Origin of the sequence: Metallosphaera cuprina Ar-4 (assembly GCF_000204925.1) — an archaeon.
Classification (GTDB): Archaea; Thermoproteota; Thermoprotei_A; order Sulfolobales; family Sulfolobaceae; genus Metallosphaera; species Metallosphaera cuprina.
The window spans coordinates 1,402,586-1,414,926 of sequence record NC_015435.1 but is presented as its reverse complement, the minus strand read 5'-3'; the positions used below and the strand labels follow the sequence as shown (position 1 = coordinate 1,414,926).

Sequence of the window (12,341 nt, the reverse complement as noted above, 5' to 3'; positions counted from 1 at the left end):
TCACTCGTTCAGCTCTTGAACAGAAAACTGAACTACTTCCTTCTGTCTTTCTAGCCTAAGATGAAAGAACGACATTGGATCGATATCGGCTATTGTGAAACCCTCTTCCTCTCCCATCTCGGCCACAACCTTTAGGTCAACTATCTCTCCTCTCTTGTAGGGAAGTATCGCAATGCTTCCACCTGGATAGTCAGGTAACTGAAAGGCATTAGCGTTGACTATTGCTATCCTGTTCTCAATGGCTCTCATCCTCACGTAATCTCTCCATCTGTCCATCCACTCACGTTTAATTTTTGAAGGTACCATAACTATCTCCACACCGTGTAAGAAGAGCGCTCTCACTATTTCAGGGAAGTCTAAGTCGTAGCATATTACCACTCCTATTCTCACTCCGTTTACTGAGAAAAAGGAGATTGATGTACCCGGTATTAACCTGCCTCTCTCCTTACCGAAAAGGTGAACCTTCTTCGCCAAGCCCAAGATGTTCCCCTTTGGAGATATTATGGGAGATATGACAGAAACGCCGTCCTCCACGGCTCCCGGTATTATGTAAGCCGTGTATTTCACTGCCAACCTTTGAAAGTCGGTTATGGGCAATTCGTCTAAAGTGCTTACCCACTTTTCTGGGAGCAAAATTATTTGTGATCCAGCCTCTAGAGCCTTTTCAGTGCTCTGAATTGCCGTCTGCTTAGCTGTTGGTTGCACCATAGCTATTTTCAAATTACCTCTTCCTTGTCACCCTTTTTCTCCTGTATTCTCTTTAATTTTTTGATTAACCTTTGCTCTAGAGTATCTACAGCCCTCTTCACTGCTGCAACTGGATCCCTATCGCTTTCGTTAGCTATGAAGTTACCTATCTTAGTTGAAACGTTTACTGATACCTTATATAACGGTTTGCCCTGACTTGAAGCCTCCTCCTTGAACGATACCCTGAAATTATTTACGTCAATGAACCTTTCTATTTTGGACATGTATCTCTCCAAGACTCCGTCTAGCTGCGCCTTAAGCTCTTTGTTTCTTAGACCTGTAGTTAACTTAGCCTCAATAGGCATAGACAGTTGGAACTTCGATTGAAGCGATTTTATGAGATCTATTCCACTTATTACGCCTGCAACGAAATCCCCCTCCATGACCGGTGCCCCGGATATCTTGTACTTGAGGAGCTTTTGGGCAACCTCTTTAAGAGAATCTGTGCCGTTTACGGTAATTACTGGAGACGTCATGATCTCCTTCACTGGACTAGCCATTATTCTCTCCTCTTCCGTTAATATGGAAGACCTCTTTCTTTCGCTCAATGGAACGTAAAGGGCGTTAACTATATCCCTTGTTGTCACTATCCCTACTAGTTTCTTCTCCTCTAACACAGGCAACCTGGATACGTTATCTCTTACCATGTTCCACCTAGCTTTTGCAACTGAGTCCTCAGGGTTCAAGGATAGTGGAGGGGAGCTCATGAATTCCCTAGCTTTCCCAGAGTCTAGTTGATTTGTATTAAGAAGATATGAGATCACCTGTTCCCTAGATATCATACCTAGTAAGTTCTTCGAATCGTCTACGACCGGTATGGCTCTAACCTTAGTTGTGTAGAACTTGACGATAATTTTAGTGAAGTCGTCCTTTTTAGATAAAGATACGACAGGTGAGGAAACGTTTATTATCTTTGTCTCTAAATTAATTCTCCTCCTAATTAGGTCCTTGAAACTGAGTATTCCGACTAACTTCTTGTTATTAACTACCGGAACGACCCATTGATTGGCCTCTCTCATTTTGTTCAGAACGTCCCTCAACTTCTCGCTAGAGCTAACTATCAGACCCGGCTGGCTCATGAGTTCTAAAGCGCTCATAACCCCACGTGTAATCTTTTATTAATCTAATTATAAAAGCTACTAGGATGCACAAGACAGTTTTTGTATGGGATGACAAGTATCTAGATTACTCGTTCCCAGGGGATCATCCTTTCAAGTCACTTAGAGAAAGTAAAGCAAAAAAATACATGGAGGAGAGAGGATTCTTCCATCAAATGGAAGTACGAAGACCTGACCCTCCTGATGAGAATGTGCTTTACTCTCTTCATTCTAGAGACTACGTGGAGTTCGTGAAGCTGAAGAGCATTGAAGGTGAGGGTCTGCTCGATTATGGCGACACTCCAGCCTTCAAAGGCGTTTTTGAAAGCTCTTTGATCAGAGTGATGGGAAGCGTTACCGGGATAAGGCTTCTCTCTCAGGGATACGAGCACGCAATTAACATTGGGGGAGGCCTACATCACGCCCAGAGAAGCTCAGCTTCAGGTTTCTGCGTGTTCAATGATGTGGCTCTAGCGGCAAAGGAAGGAGAGAAGTTCTTCAAGAGGATAGCTATAGTTGACGTAGACGGACATCACGGAGACGGTACACAGGCTCTTCTTTACGATGATCCCAACGTGTTAAAGGTTTCGCTCCACATGTACCATAAAGGTTTCTTCCCAGGTACAGGTGAGGTTTACGAAGATGGTATAGGAGCAGGGAAGGGTCTAACAGTTAACGTACCTTTGCCGCCTGGGACTGGAGACGATGCCTACCTTTACGCCTTCGACGAGGTGGTTATGCCACTTTTAAATAGATTCGGTCCAGAGGTAATAATAATCCAGGAAGGTGGAGACTCTCATTTCGACGACCCTCTAGTTGAGCTCAAGTTGAGCACCAGAGGGTACCTCTCAATAATTAGGAGGATTCACAACTTAGCTCACGAGAGATCATCGAAGATCCTCCTCCTTGGAGGTGGAGGATATAACTACGATGCTACCGCAAGGATATGGACCGTGTCTGTTGCAGAGCTTTTAGCAATACCTGAGGAGGAAGTGGAATCTCTTCATGACTGCTGCTTAACTTCAACAACTTCGTTCACTATGGATAAGGTAAAGGAAGTAGTAGAAAGAGTGAAAAAAGTTCATCAAATCTGATCACTTTACAAGAATCATGGATGCTGCCTTTCTGGCCTTCTCTCTAGCTTCATTTACGTCACTCCCGTTGGCCAGCACTACTCCCATTCTCCTCTTCTCGTAAGCCGAAGGTTTCCCAAAGAGCCTAATCTGTACCCCTGGAATTGAAAGAGCTTTCTCTACGTTCAAGTAGGTGGGAGACCAAGTCTCATATTGAGCTAAAATGACGTGAGACGCTGCAGGAGTTAATAGCCTCACTTGAGGTATCGGGAGACCCAGTGCAGCTCTGATATGAATCTGAAACTCACTGATATCCTGGCTGGCTAGAGTAACCAACCCAGTATCGTGAGGTCTAGGTGAGACTTCACTGAATAAAACTCTATTACCAGATACTATTATTTCTACACCGAATATTCCAACTCCGCCTAACTCGTTAACTACTCTTGTAGCATATTCCTTAGATCTTGAAATGATATCTTGATCTACAGTAGAGGGATGCCAGGACTCGACGTAGTAGTAACTAGGTCTCTGATGCTCGATAGGCTCTAGCGTTTTAGTTTCTATTGAACCGTTGTTCATATGCCTATATGTCAAGACCGTAAGCTCTGTGTCAACCTTAACGTATTCCTCAACTATAACAGACCTCCCCTTTCCTCTCGCGTGCGATATTGATTCCCTATACCCTTTCTCCACATCTTCCACGGAGTTTACTAAGACGTGACCGTGACCACTTGAACTCATCTCAGGTTTTAAAAGACAAGGAAAACCTACGTCTTTACAGGCGCTTTTAGCCTCCTCTTCATTACTCGCGAAGGCGTACCTTGTAGTAGGAACGCCTACTCCCTCTGCAGCCAAACGTCTGAGATCTATTCTATTCATGCAGGTTTTTACAGCGTTTGCATTAGGTACTATCTTGAAACCTTGCTCTTCTAGATCCAAGAGGGCATCGGTATCTATCGCCTCTATCTCCGCTATAACCGCATCAGGACTCTCTCTCTTCACGATACCCTTCAGAGCGTTCTGATTGAGCATGTCAATAACGTATTTCCTATGAGCCACGTGCATAGCGGGGGCCATATCGTATCTATCGACCGCAACTGTCTCGATGCCCAATCTTTGCGCCTCAATGATCATCTCCTTACCTAACTCACCGCTCCCTAAAATCATGATCTTCTTTGAACCTTGTAAAAGAGGTGTACCGAACTCCATGAGTGTCATTACTTAGCTAACATAAAAATGTAACTATTTTGTGATAGAAATTTTTACTTAAGCATGTAAAACAGAATCCAACCAATTTAGAAGACGTCTTTGATCTGCAAGAAAATTAGTGAAGTACCTCCAACCGGATGGCACGTAGCAGTTGGACGAGTAAGCCAGAACTACAGCACCAACTCTATATTTTTTAGAATATTCTGAGATCTGCTCGTAGTTATAAAAGGATACTTTAGCCTCTACAGGTATCCTTCCCTCAACAAGGATGTCAGGAGTGTTGTGATACCTTCTGTGAGTGAAATTGTATAAGGATTCGAACGCCTTAACCTGCCTTTGAACTTGAAACTTGTTCGCTAGGATTCTATACACGAACTCCTCGAATATTTGACCCATGAGTTTATTCAACATCAAAGTTCTGCTCTTTCCAGGATAGGCTAAAGCGGGTGTAGGGTCAACCTCTATCCCTGTGCTGCGCGAGATCATCTTTACCTTTTCTAGAAGAGCTCTTTCTTTAATAGTAAGATGAAACTTTAGATCATTAAGCTCCCTTCCCATGTACTTGATTAAAAGGTGTTGCCCTTCCACGAAGACTAATACCTCTCCATTATCATCTGGATAAAGCTCTCCATTTACAATAGAATAGCGAAAGACTTGCACATCTTGTAAAACGAGACTCGATTAATTAGTTGATCGCTTCGTTACGATCGTTGGGAACTGGACTTAAGTGTGAAACCCCTCCCAGACAGCTAACCTTTCGTTCACTGAAGCGAAGGGATCTACGTTGATCTGTAGCCTCTGTTCATCTTCACAGTTTTTACAATCGTAAAGAACCCATCCGCCCTCAAACTCCCATAAGTAGTAATATTCTATTGCCCTCCACCTTCTCCTCTGAGCTAACTCCCTTAGATCTTTCAGGTTAAACACTGGGAACGCTACGTAATCTTTCAGTTTCAGGTAAGATATTACTAACTTGTTCAGGTTCCTAGGATGAATTAAGACTGTGACCTGGGAGTGGAGAGGATCTAAATCTGATACCTTAACAATCTCAATTACACCTTGAGCGCTTGAATAAACTGCAACGTTTTCAAAATCTTGAAACATTTCCCTAAAATAGGCCCAGTCCCGGACTTTAGATCCAAGTAACCACGATATCATGGAAACAGTTTTTAAATGTGATATCCTATATCGTTTTTGATGATGACGTGACGGTTTCCTGATCGGTGAGGAACGTTTCCCATTCCTGAATCCGTTTACTAGATTGTACCTTAGTAATCATTTTCAGACTTAAATCCTGAATTTTTAAAATAGTTATGAATAATAAATTAACCAAATCTAACGGCTACGAAAAGGAACGCAAAAGAGAGAAAAGGAACGCTTAAGTTATCATCTATTAACGGAATGGCTTCTACCACTGTCGCTATCAAAGCGGAAATTAGACCAGGAATTGAGAGTAAAAAATACCCCAATGGTATGGTAAGGGCTAGCATGGCCACAGAGCCCCAGAAACCTTTGAACCTCCTCCCGTAAACGTAATTTCTAACTATTCCAGTAACAGCGTCTCCGAACGAAATGAAAAGGAGGGGAAGCAAAGCTACGTATAAGTACTTACTTCCCAGTTGCCAAAAGTCACCCTCCAGAATCCACGACATCAATAATATGGTTCCGAAGGAGAAAGAGAAATAAACCTCTCCCATGTTATCTGCTTCTTGAAACCATGACATGGGCTTCCTTAATCTAGTTACCAACAAGTAGGCCATCATAAGGTAGGATGCTAATATTATCACCAACGGTGAAGAAAGTAGGAAAGGAGACGTGACAGCTACGACTCCTCCACCTGCCATATGTATGAACTTCCTAGCTACATAGGTATTAGTTTTCTTAGAGACGATCCTAGAGAGCTTCAGTGTAACTAAAGCTACCCAAACTACGTAGAGAAGGCCAATCAGAAAGTCCTTAAGCGTAAAGATCATGTAGTTATCCTATCACTTGTGCCGGTTAAAAGAGTTGTCTGAAGACTTCATAGGACCTTTTTAAAAATATAAAAGCCATTTCATATTTTCCTTTTTATTCTCTCCAAACGTAAATCTTCCTCTAACCCGTGGAGAAATGACTCAATCCATTTGTTTAGGAGCCGATTAGAGAGCTTCTCCATCCATCCTTCGTATGATAAAGAGAGAACAATCTCAGCGATTTGCCCGTTCGGTCTGAACGAAATTGATAGCTTACCTGAACCTATTTTCTCTTTATAGAATAAAGTGAACGGAACGCTGATCTCGTTTTGTGATACGTATACGTTGCCTTTCACTTCGTGTTGGTAAAGAAAGTATTTCGCTTTCCCATTAAACGATCCATCCCTTATTATCAACATTTTGATAGTAGGGAACAACCTAGGGATAGTGAAGTTCGGATCTGAGAGGATCTTAATGAGGCTATCCATTGTATGCTGCGATGTTATAACTCTAGTCACTTTAATCAATGTGACCTACTATGATTAGTTGCTTATACTCTTTAAACTTTTTCTATTAATACAAATGTATGGTTCAAATAAAGTTTTTCCAGGTAAGAATAATTAAATATATTTATAGATCAAAATGATTTATAATTATTTGTTTCTAACTATATTGTAATTATATGAAGAAGCTTGATTGTAACCTGACAAGAGTCCAATCAACAAGTTGAGATAGAATTTAATCTCAATCTATTATTTGAATTAGTAGTCTGATTCTAGTATCCTTTTTTAATTATTTTATACTCAAAATTGTTTGTGATCCAAGTAAAATAAATACAACGTTTCATTTCGTTTAGAGGTTCAGACGACGGCCCAAATTGAGAGAAAGCTGGATGTCGTTCTGGCCATTTATCTAAAGGCAGAGACTTTACGTACGCTGCCCTCTCAGATCTCATGAGCCTCTCTACCAATTGAAAAATCTTGAACGTTAGAGAATCTATCCATGAAATACTCGTTGACTTTCTCTCCTTTAAATATGTAATTTACAAGGAGCTTAGCCACTCCTGGACCTACCTCAGCGCCATATCCGTCCAATCCTCCCGCGTAATAGATGTTTTCCACTATCTCGCCGTATGAAGGTCTCATATCTGGGGTACCCTCACAGAACTCTCCTGAAGTATGAAGTGGAACTATCTTACCTATTCTCTCTCTAATCCTATCTATCACCTCATCTCTTTCTATCGCAATCCTTCTTCCAGGAGGGGACTCTATGATCTTGCCGTCACCCACAATTGCCATCCCGCCGCCAAGGCCTAGTAGTGGTCTTGAATAAAATCCCTTTTCATAATCATAAATAAAATATTTACCTAATTGCATTAAACTCGTCATAACTACGGTAGCCCAACAATAATAGCTTTTTGACTTTACTTTAGCTAAACATGGGTTCCAAGGTCCAGCCGTTATCAGGAACTTATCTGCGCGAATAGTTCTGCCATCAACTTGAACTTCCCTTTTTTCTAAATTGACTTTTGCCCTACCTTTAATGAAAGGAACAGAAGAGATCAGTCTTGAAATGTAGACTAACCTGTCCCCTCCCCTAGATACTATGCCTCTCTCTCTCAACCACTCTACATACGTTTCCTTAATTTCAACGCCTGCTTTACCCCACGAATCTAAAATTTCCTTACTTATGTTACCTAGCGTTATAGAATCGAACTCCTTAATTGGAACGTTGATTTCCCTATAAAAGTTAAGGCTCTCACTAGCTAGCTCAATGTCCTTTCCTTTAAGTAGAAGAGAATGGATCAAACTTGGAAACACTCTTCTCTCTCCTGATTCTATAACGATAACTTCGTGACCTAACCTCCTTAACATGTGATAGAGCGAACTTCCTAGTATTCCTCTTCCCACTATAACTAGCTTCAACGATTTTTTGATCTTGTTGGTAGATATAAGATTATGCAGATATTTGAGGGCTACATGATAGTTCACAATGGGATAGTGTGGTCAGTGAAAGGATGTTTTCATCCTCCCGGTCATGCCATAGCTCTACCAAGATACGTCATGGGGAAAAAGGTAAAGAGAATGAGCGATGAATTGAGGATAGTAAGGGAAAGGTTTCCATCTTATCTCAGATACCTTGAGGAAATAGGGTTTGAAGTTCCTTTAGTTCCCTTAAGCGAGAGCGAGATTCTAGATCCCTTTTCTTTGAAAAAAGATTCGCTTGATGCGAAATTATCTGAATTTATCTCACTTTTTGACAACGTCGGAGTAACTGGAAGTTACCTTTATTCAAGGACAGGGAACGACTTCGATTTGTTAAGTACCGATCCTAGAAATTACTTTATCCTTAAGGAGTTAAGGAAGAAGGGAATTACGGATCCCTTAACTAGCGTGGAGAAATCCGAGCTAGAGACGTTAGACTCTAGAGACTTCTCTCTTCTTAAATCTAGAAGAGTTTTAGAAGGGATGTATAAGGGCGTCCCTTATACTTTTAAGATAGTAGAGTGTATTAATTTCGGAAGAGTGAAGAAAATAGAAAGATTTGAAGGGACCATTAAAATCACTGAAGCGAAGAAGCCCTTCTCCCTTCCAGTTATGTATTTGACCTCCTTAGGAATAACGTTGACTAGTTTCAGGATAAGGTTTACGGAGATACCCGTAGGAACTACGCTTATGGTGAAGGGGAGCCTCCTCCATAGGGAGGATATGCTGGACCTGGACCTGGACCTTGCTGAAGAGGTGAAGATAGTAGAGCTTGGGAAATAAGAATCAGCCTTTTAGTTAGCACACCTAGCGTTAAACCGTTAGTAATAATAGTTGCCAACTCAAGACCTGCAGTATCAGGGAAGTAGCCCCCTCCAAACCCTAATTGACTTTGTAATACTAACAAGTTTCTGATCCTTCCGTATTCCCTTCCTATGTAATACACTAAGGGGATTATATTTAGTAAAGGTATTTCGTTTACGATGGAGAATATCAGGAGAACTATCATGAGCTTAACACCGTTCTCCCTCCGCGAACTGAAGTTCGAGATGCTCTGATAGCCGTAAAGGTAGACGGGAGAGTTGACCGGATGGGACTCTATGTACGCCTTGAATCTCTCTGATGAGGAGGTATATATCGAGTTCGCCTCCATGACTACAACATAGGTCTCGTAAACCATAGCGACACCAGATATGAAATATAGCGCCAAAAACAGTCCTACTATGGATGAGATTTTAGGTAGTGAACCAATACCTAGACCGGCGATGGGTAGACTTATCAGAGCCAAAACTCCAGAAATAGAGTGAATGATCCCAAAAATTGTAGAGTACACTGTTCTCATTCTTCTCCACATTTTTTATAAATAGGATCTTATTTAACTTGATTCAAATGAGTCACGCGCACGAGAGTCACAGAAAGATGGCCCCAAAAAAGCTCCAGTTTTTTGTTATCACGATAAGCACTTCGAGATATGAGAAAATGCAAAGGAGAGAGCCCGTAGTGGACGAGTCAGGAGATATAATAAAACAGATCATAATCTCCAACGGACACGAGCTCAAAGGTTACTCTCTAGTCCCGGACGATAAGCTAAAGATCCTTAAGGCAGTTATAGATGCCTTACTTCTAGAAGACGTCAATGTCGTTGTGACTACAGGGGGCACAGGTTACGCACCTTCGGATGTTACCGTAGAGAGCTTAAGGGGAGTAATGGATAGAGAAGTGGAGGGTTTTGGAGACGTTTTTAGAGCCGTAAGCTTTGCTGATCCCAAAGTGGGTCCCGCCTCGTTCCTAACAAAGGCGAGCGCAATCATAGTAAGAGGGAAATTAGTTTACATGCTTCCTGGCTCCCCAGACGCAGTAAGACTCGCTATGGAGAAGTTAATAATTCCTGAAACCCCTCACTTGGTGTATCTAGCCAACTCGAGTTGAGAGCCCAATAGGAGATACTAAGTCAAATTTTCTAAGACCTCTGAAATATTTTATTAAATTGAGCGCATATGTGAGCTTCACAATAATCATAGACTAATTCCTGAATTTAACTTGCTAAGCTGTTCCTTATCCTTTCTAGGAAAACTCTCTTCGTCTTTTCATCGTTTATCAAGTTATTCCTTGACGCTTCGACGTACGCCAGAACTAACGATGCCGGGTCCTTATCCTTAATAAAGGAATCTATTAGTCTTGTAATAAAATCTATTTTTATATTATCATCTAATCCCTCGTACCAGCTTAGATCTTGTATTAATAACTCGTTGCCGTTAATTAGATCATTTAATTCTAATACCAGTTTGTTTGTATCGTTTTTATCTACATCGTCTAACACATCGACGTAGCTTGCTATATTCAATTTCTTAGCAGCTAGCGGGCAAACTGAGATCTCGCCTTTCGCCTTAGGGTTAGCTGACCTTTCATTATTAGCCATTTCAAGGAGAGCAAAACTACATTTATTGTTTCCCTTAATATTAGATTTATAAAAGCATGACTTATGAATTTCTTTAGAAAGTACTAGGTTCCTCTTCTCATCTGGAAGCAAATCAAAGACGAAGTACACATCTACGACGTTTTTGGGTTTAGACTGAAGTAAAAAGTACTGTTCCTCTGGGGTAAGCACGTAAATTTCCTCTATTGTGTTCGAGATCTCCACTTTCGATCCTTTGAGCAAGGACGAGAGTGGAACGTTCAGAGTAATTAGACCTAACTTAACACCCAGTGAATTGAAGTATTTTATAACTCTTAACGCCTCGTTAAGAAGGCTCTGCGAGATAGGTGTAATAACTATAGCCTTCTTGCTTGGAAGATCTATAGATAAGCTCATTGAAACCTCACTGTTTTTTGCCTTTTGTTTCAAATTATCTACAATATTTAACGAGACAGGACATACGTTCTCGCATTTACCACAGAAATGGCAGTTAGCGTAGTCGGTCTGATTGTTTAAGGCTAGCGAAATAAAGAATCCTAGAGGTGAGTAATTCTTATCATCCCTCTGTTCAACGTGAGGACAAACATAAACGCACTTACCACACAATATGCATCCTGAAAATAGCTCCTTTGAGTTCGAATCGGAGTAAGGCTCGAGACTGTAGGGAAAGGAGAGCGGAGTGTTTGATAAGGCTACGAATTTTATACTGTCTTTTCTTATGAACATGATAAGTTCTTCGACGTTGGAGAAAGCCCTTTCGTCCACTTCTAGAGTGTTTATACTTCCGAAATACCTATACTTGTAGTTTCCCATTTTGAATGAGTAAGGCCCCGACTCTGACATGTCCTTAATTTTATCTTCAAGTAAAGTTTTCCTAGTTTCTGGAAAAGACACATAAAGTGAGGCAAGGTCACCTACCTTGTGGAGCGTTACGTCCCTAAATGGTGGGATCCCTCCACTGTATAATAGCTTCACCCTATTTATAACGAAGTTGAAACTCCTCTCTAGTTTCATGAATAGAATCGGCTTAAACTCCTTTCTTATAAAAACCGATGAAATAAGCCCACCTTTGTAAAAGCCCGTGTATGTATTACCGTCAATTACCGCTTCGACCTCTACTCTTTTCCTTATTGAACCGAACTCATTAAATCCAAAACCTGCATCCTCAAAATGTACAGAGCCCCCAACTGAAGCGTCCTCTAATCCGTACACTTCCACATTGTAGTTCAGTAAATCTTTCCAAGGAGTTCCAGGAAGTACTTTTAATTTATCTCCTAAGTCCTGTACTCCCTTAAAGTCGGTGAAGTCAAGTACTCTCTCCCCTTCCTCTCCCCTAAAGTACTCGTATCTTGGTGTACCCCCGTTCATTAAGTCTTGAGTTCCCCTTACATGAATTACTTCCTTTGGCTTGCTCACCAATTTGGTCCTCGAGATGGCGGAAAAGATTGTCCCTTCCATTGCTGACTGTTATAATTGCGGGAATAAATGCGTTTCATCTATCTTGCGATATCATGTTTTTTATCAAATCATTTAATATAGTTGAAATAAGGTTAACCTTAAGAAAGAAACACTAGAATATATTAACTTTCTAGAATAAAATTTTGTGTTCCCTGAGAAGCTTTAATCCCCCCTACGAGTGGACCTATACTCTAACGTGAGTTTAAAGAACTTGTTTGGAAGGTCCTCAGCGTCGATAAGAGCGTAATCGTATTTCCTTATCACGGGAATTAAAACCCTGAGAACAGCTTCATTAATAACTACGGTGAGTCTATCTTCACCCTTATGGCTTGCAAGAAAAGATACCAATCCCTTTTCGTCAGTGACAATATCTGGCATAACTTTTATCCTCCTTATGAGAGATA

General features: G+C 41.1%; 14 protein-coding genes. 3 read left to right on the top strand and 11 right to left on the bottom strand.

Annotated elements, in window-relative coordinates:
* Complete coding sequence (locus MCUP_RS07350; protein ID WP_013738165.1) at window positions 1-720, bottom strand: carbon-nitrogen hydrolase family protein; 720 nt, start codon at window positions 718-720, stop codon at window positions 1-3.
* The gene (locus MCUP_RS07345) at window positions 717-1,844 is read right to left on the bottom strand and encodes a CBS domain-containing protein (RefSeq protein WP_013738164.1); all 1,128 of its coding nucleotides are present in this window, start codon (window positions 1,842-1,844) and stop codon (window positions 717-719) included. Before MCUP_RS07345 ends, MCUP_RS07350 begins: the two co-directional genes overlap by 4 nt.
* A gap of 47 nt (window positions 1,845-1,891) precedes the next feature.
* Here MCUP_RS07345 and MCUP_RS07340 point away from each other — a divergent pair, with 47 nt between their 5' ends.
* Window positions 1,892-2,938: an acetoin utilization protein AcuC gene (locus MCUP_RS07340; protein WP_013738163.1), complete on the top strand. Its 1,047-nt coding sequence runs from the start codon at window positions 1,892-1,894 to the stop codon at window positions 2,936-2,938.
* Here MCUP_RS07340 and purT read toward each other — a convergent pair whose 3' ends face one another.
* The 6 genes from purT to MCUP_RS07310 all read right to left on the bottom strand — a co-directional run bounded on the left by purT (window position 2,939) and on the right by MCUP_RS07310 (window position 8,003).
* Window positions 2,939-4,126, bottom strand: coding sequence for a formate-dependent phosphoribosylglycinamide formyltransferase (gene purT, locus MCUP_RS07335; RefSeq protein ID WP_013738162.1), 1,188 nt, complete (start codon window positions 4,124-4,126; stop codon window positions 2,939-2,941). It lies immediately after the preceding gene.
* 57 nt (window positions 4,127-4,183) lie between these two features.
* A complete protein-coding gene (locus MCUP_RS07330; RefSeq protein WP_048057591.1) occupies window positions 4,184-4,786 on the bottom strand; it encodes a hypothetical protein in 603 nt (200 codons plus the stop codon).
* Between the two features lie 63 nt (window positions 4,787-4,849).
* Complete coding sequence (locus MCUP_RS07325; protein WP_013738160.1) at window positions 4,850-5,284, bottom strand: hypothetical protein; 435 nt, start codon at window positions 5,282-5,284, stop codon at window positions 4,850-4,852.
* A gap of 167 nt (window positions 5,285-5,451) precedes the next feature.
* Complete coding sequence (locus MCUP_RS07320) at window positions 5,452-6,099, bottom strand: hypothetical protein (protein WP_013738159.1); 648 nt, start codon at window positions 6,097-6,099, stop codon at window positions 5,452-5,454.
* An 80-nt stretch (window positions 6,100-6,179) separates the two neighbouring features.
* Window positions 6,180-6,596: a DUF3211 domain-containing protein gene (locus tag MCUP_RS07315; protein ID WP_258167327.1), complete on the bottom strand. Its 417-nt coding sequence runs from the start codon at window positions 6,594-6,596 to the stop codon at window positions 6,180-6,182.
* A 426-nt stretch (window positions 6,597-7,022) separates the two neighbouring features.
* Window positions 7,023-8,003, bottom strand: a complete 981-nt coding sequence (locus MCUP_RS07310) for an FAD-dependent oxidoreductase (protein WP_013738156.1) — start codon at window positions 8,001-8,003, stop codon at window positions 7,023-7,025.
* A gap of 33 nt (window positions 8,004-8,036) precedes the next feature.
* On the opposite strand from MCUP_RS07310, the gene MCUP_RS07305 reads away from it, so the two are divergent.
* Window positions 8,037-8,846: a hypothetical protein gene (locus tag MCUP_RS07305; RefSeq protein WP_013738155.1), complete on the top strand. Its 810-nt coding sequence runs from the start codon at window positions 8,037-8,039 to the stop codon at window positions 8,844-8,846.
* Here MCUP_RS07305 and MCUP_RS07300 read toward each other — a convergent pair.
* The gene (locus MCUP_RS07300) at window positions 8,752-9,405 is read right to left on the bottom strand and encodes a hypothetical protein (protein WP_148230919.1); all 654 of its coding nucleotides are present in this window, start codon (window positions 9,403-9,405) and stop codon (window positions 8,752-8,754) included. The genes MCUP_RS07305 and MCUP_RS07300 overlap by 95 nt on opposite strands.
* 47 nt (window positions 9,406-9,452) lie before the next feature.
* Between MCUP_RS07300 and MCUP_RS07295 the strand changes: the two genes are divergently transcribed.
* Window positions 9,453-9,992, top strand: coding sequence for a MogA/MoaB family molybdenum cofactor biosynthesis protein (locus MCUP_RS07295; RefSeq protein WP_048057588.1), 540 nt, complete (start codon window positions 9,453-9,455; stop codon window positions 9,990-9,992).
* A 106-nt stretch (window positions 9,993-10,098) separates the two neighbouring features.
* Here the strand turns inward: MCUP_RS07295 and MCUP_RS07290 are convergent, their stop codons facing one another.
* Window positions 10,099-11,937, bottom strand: coding sequence for a 4Fe-4S dicluster domain-containing protein (locus tag MCUP_RS07290; RefSeq protein ID WP_048057587.1), 1,839 nt, complete (start codon window positions 11,935-11,937; stop codon window positions 10,099-10,101).
* A gap of 162 nt (window positions 11,938-12,099) precedes the next feature.
* The gene (locus MCUP_RS07285) at window positions 12,100-12,315 is read right to left on the bottom strand and encodes a hypothetical protein (protein WP_013738151.1); all 216 of its coding nucleotides are present in this window, start codon (window positions 12,313-12,315) and stop codon (window positions 12,100-12,102) included.
* Between the last annotated feature and the right edge of the window lie 26 nt (window positions 12,316-12,341).

Coding starts and splice junctions, on each gene's coding strand:
- MCUP_RS07345 (WP_013738164.1), bottom strand. CDS start 1,844: ATGAGCGCTTTAGAACTCATGAGCCAGCCGGGTCTGATAGTTAGCTCT.
- MCUP_RS07340 (WP_013738163.1), top strand. CDS start 1,892: ATGCACAAGACAGTTTTTGTATGGGATGACAAGTATCTAGATTACTCG.
- purT (WP_013738162.1), bottom strand. CDS start 4,126: ATGGAGTTCGGTACACCTCTTTTACAAGGTTCAAAGAAGATCATGATT.
- MCUP_RS07325 (WP_013738160.1), bottom strand. CDS start 5,284: ATGATATCGTGGTTACTTGGATCTAAAGTCCGGGACTGGGCCTATTTT.
- MCUP_RS07320 (WP_013738159.1), bottom strand. CDS start 6,099: ATGATCTTTACGCTTAAGGACTTTCTGATTGGCCTTCTCTACGTAGTT.
- MCUP_RS07305 (WP_013738155.1), top strand. CDS start 8,037: ATGCAGATATTTGAGGGCTACATGATAGTTCACAATGGGATAGTGTGG.
- MCUP_RS07300 (WP_148230919.1), bottom strand. CDS start 9,405: ATGAGAACAGTGTACTCTACAATTTTTGGGATCATTCACTCTATTTCT.
- MCUP_RS07295 (WP_048057588.1), top strand. CDS start 9,453: ATGAGTCACGCGCACGAGAGTCACAGAAAGATGGCCCCAAAAAAGCTC.
- MCUP_RS07290 (WP_048057587.1), bottom strand. CDS start 11,937: ATGGAAGGGACAATCTTTTCCGCCATCTCGAGGACCAAATTGGTGAGC.
- MCUP_RS07285 (WP_013738151.1), bottom strand. CDS start 12,315: ATGCCAGATATTGTCACTGACGAAAAGGGATTGGTATCTTTTCTTGCA.